Genomic DNA, 14,806 nt, shown 5'->3' with positions numbered 1-14,806 from the left:
GCTCAGTGCTGGGCTCGCTCGACCTTGCTCTTCAAGATCTCCGGTGTGTCGACCGTAGCCCCCTCGGACTGCAACCAGTCGTTAAGACTCGCCCGATCCTGCAGAGACATCACCGCGACCACGTCACCGGGCCCGGCTTCGCCGACCAGCGCCTTGGCCGCCTCCAGCTCGGTCGGGAACGACGGGACGTCGTCGACGCCGACGGAACTCGTCCCGCTGCGGAAGACCGCGTCCAGCTCCTCCGGCGGCCGGCCGCGCAGGTAGGTGTCCTTGTGCCCGATCACCACCCGGTCGGCGCCGCGGGCCCCGATCGCACCCATCGCCGCGACCATCTCGTCGGCCCGGTCACCCGGTGAACCGAGCGCGAGCAGCAGCCGCCCGCCCGGCCGGCGGACGCCGTTCATGATCTCCAGCAGCGCCTCGAGCCCGGCCTCGTTGTGCGCCAGGTCGATCACCACGGTGAAGTCGCGGATCGAGTACATGTTCATCCGGCCGGGGTTGTTCTCGTTCGGCGAGAAGCTGGTCAGGCCCTCGATCACCGCGGCCCGCGGCAGGCCGAGCCCGAGCGCCGCCGACGCCGCGGCCAGCGCGTTCTCGACGTTGTAGTGGGACAGCCCGGACAGTGTCATCGGGATGTCGACGACCTTGACCAGCGGCTCGGCGTCGCTGGTGTTGTCCAGCACGGTGACGAAGCCGTCCAGCACCGTGGTCGCCCGGCCGCCCTCGTCCAGCACGGTCCGGATCGACGGCGAGTCGGGGTCGCGGGAGAACACCCAGCACTTGGCCGGCGAGTCCAGCCGCATCGCGAATGTGCGCGGGTCGTCGCCGTTGACCACGCACCAGCCCCGCGGCCGGGTGATCTTGGTGATCACCGCCTTCACCTCGGCCAACTGGTCGACGGTGTCGATACCGCCCAGCCCGAGGTGGTCGGCGCTGACGTTGGTGACCACCGAGACGTCGTTCGAGGCGACGCCGATGCCGCGCCGCAGGATGCCGCCGCGCGCGGTCTCGGTGACGGCCAGCTGGATCCCCGGCTGGGACAGCACCCGGCCGGCGCCGCTCGGGCCGGAGAAGTCGCCGTACTCGACCAGTTCGCCGTCGAAGTACACGCCGTCGGTGCTCGACCAGCCGACGTGCAGCCCGGCCGCACGGCCGATGTGCGCGATCATCCGCGAGGTGGTGGTCTTGCCGTTCGTCCCGGTCACCGCGACCACCGGGACCTTCGGCCGCAGCGTCGGCGGCGGATTGCCCGGCGGCTCGTTGCGGACCCGGTCACCGACGGCCGTGACCAGCTCGGCCAGCTCGCTCTGCTCGGCGCCGAACGCGTCGACCACCTCGACGATCGCCGCCGCCAGCGCGCGAGCCCGCTGCTCGTGCGCCCACGGGAACGCGACCACCAGGCGGTGGACGTCGCTGTCCGGCCGGACCCGTACGCCGATCCGGCCGATGCCGGCCTCACGGGCGATCCGGCGCACGATGTGCCCGACCACGCGGATCGCGAACCGCTGCCGGAAGCCCGACCCGATCCGGCCGGGCCGGGTGGCGCCGAGGCCGAGCGCCGACGCGTACGCCTTCGCGGCCGGCGCGGGCGCGTCGATCACCGCGGACAGGTCCAGCGTCAGCTTGACCGCGGCCCGGCTGAAGTAGAGGTTGGCTCCGTCCAGGACGCGGAGCTCCACCTGAGAAGTAGGCACAGCTAGGCACCCATCGCGTGGTAGCCGCCGTCCACGTGGACGATCTCGCCGGTGGTGGACGGGAAGAAGTCGCTGAGCAGGCCGACGATGGTCTTGCCGGTCGGCTCCAGGTCGGAGGGATCCCAGCCCAGCGGCGCGCGGTCGAGCCACGGTTCCTCGAACTTCTCGAAGCCCGGGATCGCCTTGGCCGCCAGCGTCTTCAGCGGTCCGGCCGAGACCAGGTTGCAGCGGATGCCCTGGGCCCCGAGGTCGCGGGCCAGGTAGCGCGACGTCGACTCCAGCGCCGCCTTCGCCACGCCCATCCAGTCGTAGCCCGGCCAAGCCACCGTCGCGTCGAAGGTCAGCCCGACGATGCTGCCGCCACGGCTCATCAGCGGCGCGCACGTCACCGCCAGCGCCTTCAGGCTGTACGCCGAGACGTGCACCGCGCGCGACACGTCGTCCCACGGACCGTCGAGGAACTTGCCGCCGAGGATCGTCTCCGGATTGCCGTAGGCGATCGAGTGCACGACGCCGTCCAGCCCGTCGACGTGCTCACGGATCTTGTCCGGCAGCGCGGCCAGGTGCTCGTCGTCGGTCACGTCGAGCTCCAGCACCGGCGGCTCGACGGGCAGCCGTTTGGCGATCCGCTTGGTGATGCTCAGCGCGCGGCCGAAGTTCGAGATCAGCACGGTCGCGCCTTGTTCCTGCGCCACCTTGGCCGTGGCGAAGCCGATCGAGGAGTCGAGCGTGACTCCGGCGACCAGGATCCGCTTGCCGTCGAGGATGCCCACCGGCGTCCCTTTCTCAGAAGAAGTAGGTGATCAGTTGCCCATGCCGATGCCGCCGTCGACCGGAATCACCGCACCGGTGATGTAGCCGGCCTCCTCGGAGGCGATCCAGCGCACGGCGTTCGCGATCTCGGTGGTCAGGCCGAACCGGCCGAGCGGGATCTGGCCCAGGTACTGCTGCTGGGTCTCCTCCGGCAGGACCGCGGTCATGTCGGTCTCGACGAAACCCGGTGCGACGACGTTCGCGGTGATGCCCCGGCTGCCCAGCTCGCGGGCCATCGACCGGGCCATGCCGATCATGCCGGACTTGCTGGCCGCGTAGTTCACCTGGCCGGGCGAGCCGAGCATGCCGACCACCGAGGAGATGAACACGATCCGGCCCTTGCGCAGCCGCAGCATGCCCTTGGCGGCCCGCTTGGCGACCTTAAACGACCCGGTCAGGTTGGTCTGGATGACCGCGTCCCAGTCGTCGTCGGACATCCGCAGCAGCAGCGTGTCCTTGGTGATGCCGGCGTTGGCGATCAGCACCTCGACCGGGCCCTGCTCGGCCTGGATCGTCTCGAACGCGGCCTCCACCTGCTCGGTGTCGGTCACGTCGCACTTCACGCCGAGGAAGCCGGCCGGCGGTTCACCGCTGCGGTAGGTGACCGCGACGTTGTCGCCGGCCTCCTTGAACGCGGTGGCGATGGCGAAGCCGATGCCCCGGTTGCCGCCGGTGACGAGTACCGATCTAGCCACGAACACTTCTCCTCACTAGGTGGACCGCTGCTGCGGCACGAACGCTATCGCCCGCCCCCGGCCGCGCCGCGAACCGGGCGGCACGGGAGCGGCGTACGGCGTACTGCTCAGGCGTCCTCGAGGCGGAAACCGACCTTCAGCCCGACCTGGTAGTGGTCGATCTGGTTGTCGACGATGTGCCCGCGGATCTGGGTCACCTCGAACCAGTCCAGGTGCCGCAGCGTCTCGCCGGCCCGGCCGATGGCGTTCTGGATCGCCGCGTCGACGCCCTCCTTGGACGTGCCGACGAGCTCGGTCACCCGGTAGGTGCGATCTGTCATCGTGCTCTCCTTCACAGCTGGCTGGGGCGCCGCTGGAACGGCGGCGTACCGTTGTCGTTGGTGAGGAGAATAGATGCCCAGACGACGTGACACCGACGGCGAAACGGTCATCTCGGTGACCAGTGCCCAACCGGGCCGCTCCGAGGACCTCGACAGCCGGATCGCGCGCTACGCGTGGATGATGTCGCTGCGCGTGGTCTGCTTCGTCGCCGCGGTGATCGCGCCCTCGCCCTGGCGCTGGATCCTGCTCGTCGGCGCGGTATTCCTGCCGTCGGTCGCGGTGGTGTTCGCCAACGCGCAGCAAAAGCGCAAGCTGGCCGGCGCCGACCCGTACGACGCGCCGCCGCGACCCCAGTTGACCGACCGGCCCGGACCGGTGGTGCAGGGCGAATACGTGTCCGATCAGCAGTTGCGTGACGACACCGAAAAGTGATCTCGGCCGGGACTGGATTCTGCCACCGGATCCGTGTCAGAATCTCCCGCGTGCTCTGAAGTTCACGGATGAAATTCAGGGACTTGATGCGGCGTCGGACGGCTCCCCCCGTGGCTGTCCGACGTCGCTTCATTTTGCCCAGGCTTTTGATAATTGAGTGGTCAGGAACAATTCCGCATGACTGAAGAAGCACCGGCCTCCGTCTGCTCTGCAAGAGGATGTGGCGCTCCCGCGCGCTGGGCGCTGCGCTGGAACAACCCGAAGATCCACACCGCCGAACGGCGGAAGACGTGGCTGGCCTGTGACGAGCACAAGCAGTCGTTGAGCGACTTCCTCGGCGCCCGCTCTTTCCTGCGCGAGGTCGAGCCTTTCACCGGCTGAGAACAACTCCGGCGGGCATTCAGGGTGAAAAAGTAAATTTCCGGTTCAGATTTGCGCCGTGTTGTATCAACCGCCGATGGCGGACATCGGCCGGGCGGGCTGAAGGAAGGACGGATCGGCGATGCCGTGGCCGGGCAGCTTGCCCCGCATCGCGGTGCGCCAGCGGTCGGCCAGCTCCTCGTCGGAGGCGCCGGCGCGCAGGGCCGTGCGCAGGTCGGACTCGGTCCGGGCGAACAGGCAGTCGCGGACCTGACCGTCCGCGGTCAGCCGGACCCGGTCGCAGTCCCCGCAGAACGGCCGCGTGACGCTGGCGATGATGCCGACCGTCTGCGGACCGCCGTGCACCGTGAACGACTCGGCCGGCGCACTGCCGCGGGTCGCCGCGTCGGTCGGCTCCAGGCCGAACCGGTCGCTGAGCTTCTCGAGGATCTCGTCGGCGGTGATCATCGTCGACCGGTCCCAGCCGTGCTGGGCGTCCAGCGGCATCTGCTCGATGAAGCGCAGCTCGTAGCCGTGGTCCAGGCAGAACTGCAGCAGCTCGGGCGCCTGGTCGTCGTTGACGCCGCGCATCAGTACGGCGTTCACCTTGACCGGGGCCAGGCCGGCCGCGTGCGCCGCCGCGAGGCCGGCCAGCACGTCCTTGAGCCGGTCACGCCGGGTCAGCTGCTGGAAGGTGTCCTGCCGGACGGTGTCGAGGCTCACGTTCACCCGGTCCAGGCCGGCCGCACGCAGCGCCTCCGCCTGACGGGCCAGGCCGATGCCGTTGGTGGTCAGCGAGACCTGCGGCCGGGGCAGCAGGTCCGTCGTACGGTCGACGATGCCGACCAGGCCACGGCGCAGCAGCGGTTCGCCGCCGGTGAAGCGGATCTCGTCGACACCGAGGTGGGTGACCGCGACCGAGACCAGCCGGACGATCTCGTCGTCGGTGAGCAGCTCGGGTTTGGCGAGCCAGTCCAGGCCCTCCTCGGGCATGCAGTAGGTGCAGCGCAGGTTGCAACGGTCCGTCAGGGAGACCCTGAGGTCGGTGGCGACCCGGCCGTAGTTGTCGGCCAGGCCCAGCTGCGGTGTCGTGGTCACGGTATCCAGGGTACGGGGCCGTGGGCGCCGGTGAAGTGTTTCAGCTCATGGCCTAAGTTCGAGACGTGCGTCGTTTGATGACTTCCCGGTGGATCGGCTCCGCGTTGGTGATCGTGATCCTGGCCGGGGCCTGCGTGCAGCTCGGCCGCTGGCAGCTGCACCGGCTGGCCGAACGCGAGGCGCGCAACGGGGTCACCCGGAGCAATCTGGCCGCTCCCCCGGCGAAGCTGTCCGAGATCGTCGGCGCCGATCGGGTGGTCGGTGAGCAGCACGACTGGCGGACCGCGGTGGTCACCGGACGGTACGACGCGAGCAAGCAGATCGTCGTCCGCTATCGCAACGTGAACGACCGGCCCGGCTTCGAGATCGTCACGCCGCTGGTGCTCACCGACGGGACGGCCTTGCTGGTCGACCGCGGCTTCCTGGCCCGGCAGGGCGGCGAGCTCGCACCGGCCACGATTCCCCCGGTACCGACCGGTGAGGTGACGGTGACCGGCCGGCTGCGGCGCAGCGAGCACGGCGGCCACACGACGGGCGGTACGCCGGTCGACGGCACCGCGCGACTGATCAACGGCCCGGACTACGCCAGCGCGCTCGACCTGAAGCTGTACGACGGTTATCTGGCCGTCGACCAGCAGCAGCCGCCCGCGGATCCGGCGTTCGGCAAGTTCCCCGGGCCGGAGATCGACGACGGGCCGCACTTCTTCTACGCCCTGCAGTGGTTCTTCTTCGCGCTGCTCGCGATCGGCGGACTCGTCTACTTCTCCCGCCAGGACCTGCAGGACAAGGACGCGTTAGCCGCCGAGCAGGCCGACGGCGAGGCCGGCCCGGAGCCCGACGTTGCCGATCGCAACCGATCGGCCACCGCCGTCGGCGTGTCGGACGGATCGCCGCCACCGCCGGAGCCGTAGTCCGGACGGCCGCGTCCGGCCGCTGGTGCGGCTGAGACATCGGTTCATCATCTGAGACGCGGTGCTGCTCCGGCGACGCGCGGCTCAGCGAGGCCTGGCGGAGTACGGCAGGATGGTGGCCGTGGACCTCGGACTTCGCGATCGCACCTATATCGTCACCGGCGCCAGCGGCGGGCTCGGTCTGGCCACCGCGCGGGTACTGGCCGCCGAAGGCGCCAACCTGGTGATCTCCAGCCGCAGCGAGCAGTCGATCGCGCGGGCCGCCGCCGAGCTCGGCGAGAACGTGGTCGGGATCCCGGTCGACAACGCCGATCCCGAAAGCGCCGAGCGGCTGGCCGCCACCGCGATCGCCAAGTGGGGTGCTCTGCACGGTGCGCTGATCAGCGTCGGCGGACCGCGCCCCGGTACGGCGCTCGACACCGACGAGGACGACTGGCGGGCGGCGTTCGACAGCGTGTTCCTCGGTGGTCTGCGGATCGCCCGCTCGGTCGCCCGGGCCGGCGCCGAGGGGACGTCGCTGGCCTTCGTGCTGTCGTCGTCGGTGCGCTCCCCGATCCCCGGCCTGGCCATCTCCAACGGGCTGCGTCCCGGCCTGGCGATGGTTGCCAAGACGCTGGCCGACGAGCTCGGCCCGAACGGCGTCCGCGTGAACGGCCTGATGCCCGGCAAGATCGCCACCGACCGGGTCCGCGAGCTCGACTCCAAGGGCGGGGACCCGGACGCGACCCGCCGGTCGGCCGAGAAGACGATTCCGCTGCGCCGCTACGGCACGCCCGAGGAGTTCGGCCGGGTCGCCGCGTTCGTGTTGTCGCCGGCGGCGTCGTACCTGACCGGTGTGATGATCCCGGTCGACGGCGGAGCGCTGCGCACGATCTGAGCTTCGCCGTACCGGGTTGCGGTGGGTTCGCCGGGGTACCTCCGCAACGCGTGGGCGGAAGGAGCGACTGGTGGACCGGAACCAGCGAGGTGCGGCGAGTGCTCTGGTGCTGATCGCCGTCGTCCTGGCCTTGGCGGCGACGATCGCGGTCGTGGACATTCGGCGGCCGGACGACGATCCGATCGGACAGCAGCAGCTGGGCCGGGCCACACCAGGGTCGGGCGACATCGTCGGCGCGGCGCAGCAGAGTCTGGTCAGCTACTGGTCCAGGGAAATGCCGAAGGTCTATCAGCGAGATCTGCAGCCGTTGGCGGGCGGATTCCAGCCGAAGACGCCGGACAGCGCGCCGTTCAGCTGCGGCGGGCAGCAGCAGACGTACGACGACCTGCGCGGCAACGCCTTCTACTGCGGGGGTCCCGACGACGACTACATCGCGTGGGACGCCGCTGAGCTCTTCCCCCAGCTGGCTCAGCGGTTCGGCGGAATCGCACCGGCCATCGTGCTCGCGCACGAGTTCGGCCACGCCGTTCAGGCCCGCGTAGGGCTCGACGCGCCCTCGGTCGTGCAGGAACTGCAGGCCGACTGCTTCGCGGGCTCGTGGACGCGCTTCGCGGAGACCTCGACCGAGGACTCGGTGGAATTGACCGACGGCGCGTTGGACAGCGCCGTCGCGACCATCCTGACGCTGCGGGACCAGCCGGGCCGGGCGGCGACCGCTCCCCAGGCGCACGGTCTCGGGTTCGACCGGGTGAACGCGTTCCAGACCGGCTACGAGCAGGGCGCGAGCCAGTGTGCGCAGCTGCCGTCACAGGGGGTTGTCACCACGGAGCTGCCGTTCCGGACCCGGGCGGAGGCGGAGTCCGGTGGTGATCTGCCGTTCGCGGAAGCGGTCCAGGTGCTGTCGAGCAGCCTCGACGCGTACTGGTCGTCGATCGTGCCGCGCCTGGCCGCCGGCCGGAAGTACCAGTCACCGGCGATCAGCCCGGACGACAGCACCGAGGTACCGGGCTGTCCGGGCGCGGAGGATCCGGCCGGCCTGATCGCCGACTACTGCCCAGCCACCAGGACGATCGCCTGGAGCACCCCGCGCCTCGTCGCGGCGCACGACCAGATCGGCGACCTCGCCACCGGCGCGGCCCTCGGCGACGCCTGGGCCGAGGCAGGTCAGAGCCAGGCGGGCCTGCCGACCTCCGGCCAGGACGCCGGCCTGCAGCGCGACTGCTTCACCGGCGCCTGGATCGCCTCACTCGCCGGCGGCGACCTGGCCCGCTCGCCCCTGTCCCCTGGCGACCTCGACGAAGCCCTGACGTCGATCGTCGCCGCCGGCTTCACCGACGAAGCCGAGTCGATGGACCGCGGCGGCGCCTTCGCCCGCACGAAGGCCCTGCGGACCGGCCTCTTCGGCAACGTCTCCGGCTGCGTCTAGTCCTTCGGGCGGTCGCGGTCCTTCGACGGCTGGACCCGCTTGGGCTCGCCGGGCATCTTCGGGTACTCCGGCGGATAGGGCAGGTCGCCCTCCCCGTAGTCGCGTTCGTGCTTGGCCGACAGCTCCAGCAGCGAGTCGAGGGAGAAGGCCTGCTCGCCGACGGCGGCGTGCAGGTCGCCGACCTCGGCGAAGCGGGCGGGCATGGTGAGTACGTCGAAGTCGTCTGGTACGACGTCCTCCAGCTCCTCCCAGCGCAGCGGAGCCGAGACGCGGGCCCGGGCGTTCGGCCGGATCGAGTACGCCGAGGCGATGGTCCGGTCGCGGGCCATCTGGTTGTAGTCGATGAAGATGCGCTCGCCGCGCTCCTCCTTCCACCAGTTGACCGTGACCTGGTCGGGCAGGCGGCGGGCCAGCTCCCGGCCCAGCGCGATCACCGCGCGGCGGGCCTGGACGAAGTCCCAGCGCGGCTCGATCGGCACGTACACGTGCAGTCCGCGGCCGCCCGACGTCTTCGGGAAGCCTTCGAGGCCGTGCTCGGCGAGCAGTTCGCGCAGCGCCGGGGCGACCGCGACAGCGCTCTTGAAATCCGTGCCCGGCTGGGGGTCCAGGTCGATCCGCAGCTGGTCCGGGGAGTCGAGCTCCGGACGGCGTACCGGCCAGGGGTGGAAGGTCAGGGTGCCGAGGTTGGCCGCCCAGGCGACGACGGCGAGCTCGGTCGGGCAGACCTCGTCGGCGGGCCGGCCGCTGGGGAACTTGATCGTCGCCGTCTCGACCCAGTCGGGCGCGCCCTTGGCGACCCGCTTCTGGTAGAACGCGTCGCCCTTGTTGTCCATCCGGGTGGACAGTTTCGCGCCCTCGAACCAGCCTCCCGGCCAGCGCTCCAGCGTGGTCGGCCGGTCCCGGAGCGCGCCGAGAATGCCGTCGCCGACCGCGACGAAGTAGTTCACGATGTCCAGCTTGGTCAGCCCGCGCTCCGCGAAGTACGGCTTGTCGGGGTTGCTCACCCGGACCGTGCGTCCCGCGATCTCGAGCTCGATTGCCTTGGTCGCCGCCATGGCCGTGACGCTACCGCCCGGCACGGACCAAAAACCGGCGCACGCCGCGGGAGAAGAGAACTTTCCCGACCTCTGGCCACCCTGGGTGACCGAGCGGTAACGTTCCTGCACCTCGTTCCTGGGGCGTGAGGCCCCCGGGACACTCTTGAAGGAGCACGAGGATGAACAGATCCGCCCTTCTCGCCGCTGCCACCGCAGTCGCGACCGCCACCGCCCTCGGTCTCGGCACCGGAACCGCCACCGGCGCCCCGCAAGCAGAACCCGGCCCGTCCCCGGCCACCGCGGTCGCCAGGGCCAAGGCCGCCATCGGCCAGCATCTCGGCACGCTGCGCGCCACCGGCGCCGACACCTTCGCCGTCCGCGACGTGATCGTCGACCCCGACGGCACCAGCCACGTCCGGATGGACCGCAGCGTCGGCGGCCTCAAAGTGCTCGGCGGCGACGTCGTCGTCCACCAGGCCAAGGACGGCGCCTGGAAGGACGTCAGCCTGACGCTGACCCAGCCGGCCACCGTCACCCGCACGCCGAAGGTCTCCGTCGCCGGTGCCACCGCCAAGGCACTCGCGGGCGGCGGCAAGCTCGAAGGCAAGCCGTCGCTGGTGATCGAGGCCCGCAAGGGTGCGCCCCGCCTGGCGTACCTGGTCACGACCGCCGGCACCCAGGCCGACGGGACGCCGAGCCACCTGACCACGACCGTCGACGCGCTCACCGGCGCGAAGCTGATCACCGAGCAGCACATCCACACCGCGAACGGCGACGGCAAGAGCCTCTACAGCGGGACCGTGCCGCTGGACACCACGCCGGCCACCGGCGGCTTCACGCTGACCGACCCGGCCCGCGGCAACGGCTACACCGCCGACGCGAACAACAAGACCGACTCGATCCTGTGCCAGCTGTTCGGTTTCGGCTGCCCGACCCCGACCCGCTTCACCGACGCGGACAACCACTGGGGCACCGGCCTGAACACCGACCGCGCTTCGGCCGCCGTCGACGCCCACTACGGCGCCGCGAAGACGTTCGACTACTTCAAGCTGCTGCACGGCCGCAACGGCATCTTCAACGACGGCAAGGGCGTGCCGAGCCGGGTGCACTACGGCACCAACTACGTGAACGCCTTCTGGGACGGCAAGAAGATGACGTACGGCGACGGCGACGGCGTGGTGGCCGGCCCGCTGGTGTCGATCGACGTGGCCGGGCACGAGATGTCCCACGGCGTCACCACCGCCACCGCGAACCTGACCTACTCCGGCGAGTCCGGCGGCCTGAACGAGGCCACCAGTGACATCTTCGGCACGCTGGTCGAGTTCTACGCCGGCAACGGCAACGACCCGGGCGACTACTACATCGGCGAGGAGATCATGAAGGACCGCCCGGCGCTGCGCTTCATGGACAAGCCGAGCAAGGACGGCCAGTCCAAGGACTGCTGGTACGCCGGGATCGGCAACCTCGACGTGCACTACTCCTCCGGCGTCGCGAACCACTTCGCGTATCTGCTGGCCGAGGGCAGCGGGCCGAAGGAGTTCGGCGGTCTGCCGCACGACTCGACCACCTGCAACGGCACCTCGGTGACCGGCATCGGCCAGGAGAAGCTCGGCAAGATCTGGTACCGGGCGCTGACCACGTACATGACCACCAGCACCAACTACGCCCAGGCCCGGACTGCCACGCTCAATGCGGCCACCGACCTGTACGGCGCCACCAGCCCGGAGCGTGCCGCCGTCGCCGCCGCGTGGTCGGCGGTGAGCGTCAACTGATCGCCGACAGCAACTGATCCGCGACCTGGTTGTGGTCAGCTGATCGTTGAACTTGGTCACCGGGCCCTGTCCCACTGGGGCGGACAGGGCCCGGTGATCAAACGCTTTCACCATTGCCGCGACGCGCGGGCGGATCTACCTTCAGTGACATGGGTGGGGATCCGGGCGTCAGGCCGAGCTTGCGCGAGGCGCGGCCGCTGCTGCTCGTCGTCGACCGTGATCCGTTGCGGCTGGACCGGATCGAGAACGAGCTGGAGCGCAGCTTCGGCGTCGATTTCAGAGTGCGCGGCGAGCTGACGGCCGCCGCCGCACTGGCCGGCCTCGAACTGGCCCACGAACTCGAGCAGCGGGTCGCCGTCGTCCTGGTCGACCACGCCCTGCCGGACGACGAGCGGGCCGCCGTACTGGGGCAGGCGCGGGCGCTGCATCCCGACGCGCGGCGCGCGCTGCTGATCCCGTGGGGCGCGTGGGCCGAGCGGGACACGGCCGCGGCGATCCTGGCGGCGATGTCGAAGGGCGACATCAACTACTACGTGCTGAAGCCGTGGATCGCGCACGACGAGCTGTTCCACCGCACAGTGGCCGAGTTCGTCCAGGAGTGGTCGCGCAACGAGATCGCGAACCTGCGCGAGGTGGTGGTGATCGCCGACGACCGGTCCGCGCGGGGCCACGCGATCCGGGCGTTGCTCGGGCGCAACGGGATCCCCAGCGCCTTCCGGGCCAGCGGCAGCCCGCTCGCGGACGCCGTACTGCGGGAGATCGGCGAGCCGGATCCCGGTGACGGCGTACTGGTGTGGATGCCGGCGATCGGTGGCACGGTGCTGCACGACCCGACCGACGTCGAGATCGCCGAGGCGTGGGGTGTTTCGACCAGTCTGGACGACGGGCACCGCGACTTCGACGTGCTGGTGATCGGCGGCGGACCGGCCGGGCTCGCGACGGCGGTCTACGCGTCGTCCGAGGGACTGCGCACGCTGGTCGTGGAGCGGGAGGCGATCGGTGGGCAGGCCGGGACGAGTTCGCTGATCCGCAACTATCTCGGCTTCTCCCGTGGCATCAGCGGCTCGGAGCTGGCCCAGCGCGGATATCAGCAGGCGTGGGTGTTCGGTGCGCACTTCGCGCTGATGCGTGAGGTGGTCCGACTCGATGCCAAGGGCAACGGATTGCCGGCCGGTTTCGTCGCTGAGGTCGACGGCGTCGGCGAGGTGACGGCCAAGGCCGTGGTGCTGGCGACCGGGGTGTCGTACCGGCGGCTCGGCGTACCGGCTCTTGAGGCGTTGACCGGTGCGGGCGTGTACTACGGCGCCAGCGTGTCGGAGGCGCACGGGCTGACCGGACTCGACGCCTGTGTCGTCGGCGGCGGCAACTCCGCGGGACAGGCGGTCGTGCACCTGGCCCGCTACTGCCGGCAGGTCACGTTGGTGATTCGCGGGCCCGATCTGTCGGCGACCATGTCGCAGTACCTGATCGACGTGATCGACGCGGCACCGAACATCGCCCTCCGGGCGTCCAGCGAGATCGTCGACGGTGGCGGCGACGGACGGTTGCAACACATCACGCTGCGGGACCGGGTGACCGGCGCGGAGGACGTGGTCGGCGTCGACGGATTGTTCGTGATGATCGGTGCCGAGCCCCGGACGGCGTGGTTGCCGGCCGAGGTCGGCCGGGACGCTCACGGGTTCGTGCAGGCCGGCGCGGACGCGGCCGCGTCGCCGCAGTGGACGTGGGACCGGCCTCCGCAGCCGTACGAGTCGACGGTGCCCGGGCTGTTCGCGGTCGGAGACGTGCGCTGCGGTTCGGTCAAGCGGGTCGCGTCCGCGGTCGGCGAGGGGTCCGTCGTGGTGTCGCAGGTCCACGAGCACCTGAAGACGCTGCGGATCGCCGAGCAAGCCGCCTCCGATGGTTGACGCTCCCCCGGCGCGGCCGAAGTTCGTGTACTCGCCGGCGATGGTCGTGGTGACCGGCGCCGTCCTGGTGCTTCCACTCGTCGCGCTGGCTCTGCTGCTGCGCGAGCCCGGGCTCGACGTGCACTGGGAACACCACCCGTCGCACTTCTGGCTGGTCCTGCTGGCCGCCGTGCTGAGCGCCGTACTGGCTCAGGTGATGGGGTCGGCGGCCCTGCGGCGTGGTGATCCGCGGGTGCTACTGGTGTCGCTCGCGTTCCTGTCGGCGGCCGGCTTCCTTGCATTGCACGCGTTGGCGACGCCCGGCGTCCTGCTCAGTACGCCGAACGCCGGGTTCGTGCTCGCGACCCCGGTCGGGATCGCCGTCGGGTCGGTCTGCGCGGTGCTGTCGAGCCTGCGGTTCGAGGGCCAACGGTCGGTGAACGCGGTGCGCTGGGGGCGGCGATTGCGGTTCGGGCTGCTCGCCCTGATGGCGTTGTGGGCCGTTGCCTCGATCACCAGACTTCCGCCGCTGCACGGCACCGCCGTACCGGAGGTTGCCGACGGCATCCTCACCGCACTCGCCGTACCGACCGTCCTGCTGTACGGCGTCGCCGCCGCGCGCTACCTGCGGATGTGGGCCGAACGGCCGTCGCTGATGCTGCTCTCGATGGTGTCCGCGTTCGTGCTGCTGGCCGAGGCGATCGTCGCGCTGGTGTTCGCCCGCAACTGGGCGCTGTCGTGGTGGGAGTGGCACGTGCTGCTGCTCGCGGCGTTCGTACTGGTGGTCGCCGGGGTGCGGATCCAGTGGTACGAGGAACGGTTCTCCGACCTGTACGTCGCCGACACGGTCTCCGGGCGCCGGGAGTTGTCCGTGCTGTTCGCGGATCTGCAGGGGTTCACCACGTTCTCCGAGCAGCACGAGCCCGGCGAGGTGACCGCGATGCTGAACACGTACTTCGAGAACGTCGTCCCGCCGGTCGGGCGGCACGGCGGCGAGGTGGACCGGATCATCGGCGACGCGCTGATGGTCACGTTCAACAAGCGCGGCGACCAGCCGGATCACGCCCGGCTGGCGGCGGCCGCCGGGCTGGCGTTGCAGGAGGCGGCCGAGGTGGTCCGGGCCGGGCATCCGGACTGGCCGCGGTTCCGGGTCGGGATCAACACCGGGATCGCGTCGGTCAGCCTGCTCGGCACGGAGGGTGGCCGGACGCACACGGTGATCGGTGACACCGTCAACGTCGCCAGCCGGATCGAGGGCAAGGCCCCCGGCGGCGGGGTCGCGATCGGACCGGCCACGAAGGCGCTGCTGCCCGGCGCGGTGACCGAGTCGCTGGGCCCGGTCAGCCTCAAGGGCAAGGCCGAGCCGCTCGAGGTCCATCGGCTGATCGCGCTCGATTCCTGAAGGATCACCCTCGCATTCCCGGCATCGTCAGGAGTTCACGTGCTGGGCCTTGGCGGGGTCGGATCCGGGTGTGAGAATCCGC

Annotated in this window: 14 protein-coding genes; 8 read left to right on the top strand and 6 right to left on the bottom strand. The window is 70.5% G+C overall.

Annotation, left to right across the window (positions count from 1 at the left end):
* Positions 1–2: 2 nt before the first annotated feature.
* The 4 genes from ACQPXM_RS18995 to ACQPXM_RS18980 form a co-directional block, all read right to left on the bottom strand.
* Positions 3–1,694: a Mur ligase family protein gene (locus ACQPXM_RS18995; protein ID WP_432950395.1), complete on the bottom strand. Its 1,692-nt coding sequence runs from the start codon at positions 1,692–1,694 to the stop codon at positions 3–5.
* A gap of 2 nt (positions 1,695–1,696) precedes the next feature.
* A complete protein-coding gene (gene fabI / locus ACQPXM_RS18990) occupies positions 1,697–2,467 on the bottom strand; it encodes an enoyl-ACP reductase FabI (protein WP_432950393.1) in 771 nt (256 codons plus the stop codon).
* A 30-nt stretch (positions 2,468–2,497) separates the two neighbouring features.
* On the bottom strand, positions 2,498–3,202 hold the full coding sequence (gene fabG / locus ACQPXM_RS18985) for a 3-oxoacyl-[acyl-carrier-protein] reductase (protein WP_432950391.1): 705 nt from the start codon (positions 3,200–3,202) through the stop codon (positions 2,498–2,500).
* Positions 3,203–3,309: 107 nt separating this feature from the next.
* On the bottom strand, positions 3,310–3,522 hold the full coding sequence (locus ACQPXM_RS18980; protein ID WP_077016451.1) for a dodecin: 213 nt from the start codon (positions 3,520–3,522) through the stop codon (positions 3,310–3,312).
* Positions 3,523–3,595: 73 nt separating this feature from the next.
* Here ACQPXM_RS18980 and ACQPXM_RS18975 point away from each other — a divergent pair, with 73 nt between their 5' ends.
* Together ACQPXM_RS18975 and ACQPXM_RS18970 are read left to right on the top strand one after the other, a co-directional pair.
* The gene (locus tag ACQPXM_RS18975; RefSeq protein ID WP_432950390.1) at positions 3,596–3,955 is read left to right on the top strand and encodes a DUF3099 domain-containing protein; all 360 of its coding nucleotides are present in this window, start codon (positions 3,596–3,598) and stop codon (positions 3,953–3,955) included.
* Between the two features lie 177 nt (positions 3,956–4,132).
* Positions 4,133–4,336, top strand: coding sequence for a hypothetical protein (locus ACQPXM_RS18970; RefSeq protein WP_077016453.1), 204 nt, complete (start codon positions 4,133–4,135; stop codon positions 4,334–4,336).
* 66 nt (positions 4,337–4,402) lie between these two features.
* On the opposite strand, the gene moaA is transcribed toward ACQPXM_RS18970, so the two are convergent.
* Positions 4,403–5,413: a GTP 3',8-cyclase MoaA gene (moaA, locus tag ACQPXM_RS18965; protein ID WP_432950387.1), complete on the bottom strand. Its 1,011-nt coding sequence runs from the start codon at positions 5,411–5,413 to the stop codon at positions 4,403–4,405.
* A 77-nt stretch (positions 5,414–5,490) separates the two neighbouring features.
* On the opposite strand from moaA, the gene ACQPXM_RS18960 reads away from it, so the two are divergent.
* The 3 genes from ACQPXM_RS18960 (at position 5,491) to ACQPXM_RS18950 (ending at position 8,627) form a co-directional block, all read left to right on the top strand.
* On the top strand, positions 5,491–6,324 hold the full coding sequence (locus ACQPXM_RS18960; RefSeq protein WP_432950385.1) for an SURF1 family cytochrome oxidase biogenesis protein: 834 nt from the start codon (positions 5,491–5,493) through the stop codon (positions 6,322–6,324).
* A 112-nt stretch (positions 6,325–6,436) separates the two neighbouring features.
* On the top strand, positions 6,437–7,201 hold the full coding sequence (locus ACQPXM_RS18955; protein WP_237771408.1) for an SDR family oxidoreductase: 765 nt from the start codon (positions 6,437–6,439) through the stop codon (positions 7,199–7,201).
* 70 nt (positions 7,202–7,271) lie between these two features.
* Positions 7,272–8,627 carry a neutral zinc metallopeptidase gene (locus tag ACQPXM_RS18950; protein ID WP_432950383.1) on the top strand — a complete coding sequence of 452 codons (1,356 nt, stop codon included), beginning with the start codon at positions 7,272–7,274 and terminating at the stop codon, positions 8,625–8,627.
* Here ACQPXM_RS18950 and ligD read toward each other — a convergent pair.
* The gene (ligD, locus tag ACQPXM_RS18945) at positions 8,624–9,682 is read right to left on the bottom strand and encodes a non-homologous end-joining DNA ligase (protein ID WP_432950381.1); all 1,059 of its coding nucleotides are present in this window, start codon (positions 9,680–9,682) and stop codon (positions 8,624–8,626) included. The genes ACQPXM_RS18950 and ligD overlap by 4 nt on opposite strands.
* Before the next feature lie 161 nt (positions 9,683–9,843).
* Here ligD and ACQPXM_RS18940 point away from each other — a divergent pair, with 161 nt between their 5' ends.
* From ACQPXM_RS18940 to ACQPXM_RS18930, 3 genes are all read left to right on the top strand, one after another.
* Positions 9,844–11,436, top strand: a complete 1,593-nt coding sequence (locus tag ACQPXM_RS18940) for a M4 family metallopeptidase (protein ID WP_432950379.1) — start codon at positions 9,844–9,846, stop codon at positions 11,434–11,436.
* A gap of 149 nt (positions 11,437–11,585) precedes the next feature.
* Positions 11,586–13,343 carry an FAD-dependent oxidoreductase gene (locus ACQPXM_RS18935; RefSeq protein ID WP_432950377.1) on the top strand — a complete coding sequence of 586 codons (1,758 nt, stop codon included), beginning with the start codon at positions 11,586–11,588 and terminating at the stop codon, positions 13,341–13,343.
* Positions 13,336–14,724 (top strand): adenylate/guanylate cyclase domain-containing protein, encoded by a 1,389-nt coding sequence (locus ACQPXM_RS18930; RefSeq protein ID WP_432950375.1) that lies wholly within the window; start codon positions 13,336–13,338, stop codon positions 14,722–14,724. The genes ACQPXM_RS18935 and ACQPXM_RS18930 overlap by 8 nt, the downstream gene beginning before the upstream one ends.
* The last annotated feature ends 82 nt before the right edge of the window (positions 14,725–14,806 follow it).

Source organism: Kribbella sp. CA-253562 (assembly GCF_050942265.1).
Taxonomy (GTDB): Bacteria; Actinomycetota; Actinomycetes; order Propionibacteriales; family Kribbellaceae; genus Kribbella.
The sequence above is the reverse complement of the archived record's forward strand: the minus strand, read 5'-3'. Positions and strand labels throughout refer to the sequence as shown.

Bases quoted from the DNA above. Each gene is read 5' to 3' on its own strand.
- ACQPXM_RS18980 (WP_077016451.1), bottom strand. From the start codon at position 3,522: ATGACAGATCGCACCTACCGGGTGACCGAGCTCGTCGGCACGTCCAAG.
- ACQPXM_RS18935 (WP_432950377.1), top strand. From the start codon at position 11,586: ATGGGTGGGGATCCGGGCGTCAGGCCGAGCTTGCGCGAGGCGCGGCCG.
- ACQPXM_RS18960 (WP_432950385.1), top strand. From the start codon at position 5,491: ATGACTTCCCGGTGGATCGGCTCCGCGTTGGTGATCGTGATCCTGGCC.
- ACQPXM_RS18970 (WP_077016453.1), top strand. From the start codon at position 4,133: ATGACTGAAGAAGCACCGGCCTCCGTCTGCTCTGCAAGAGGATGTGGC.
- ACQPXM_RS18930 (WP_432950375.1), top strand. From the start codon at position 13,336: ATGGTTGACGCTCCCCCGGCGCGGCCGAAGTTCGTGTACTCGCCGGCG.
- ligD (WP_432950381.1), bottom strand. From the start codon at position 9,682: ATGGCGGCGACCAAGGCAATCGAGCTCGAGATCGCGGGACGCACGGTC.
- ACQPXM_RS18955 (WP_237771408.1), top strand. From the start codon at position 6,437: ATGGTGGCCGTGGACCTCGGACTTCGCGATCGCACCTATATCGTCACC.
- ACQPXM_RS18975 (WP_432950390.1), top strand. From the start codon at position 3,596: ATGCCCAGACGACGTGACACCGACGGCGAAACGGTCATCTCGGTGACC.
- ACQPXM_RS18940 (WP_432950379.1), top strand. From the start codon at position 9,844: ATGAACAGATCCGCCCTTCTCGCCGCTGCCACCGCAGTCGCGACCGCC.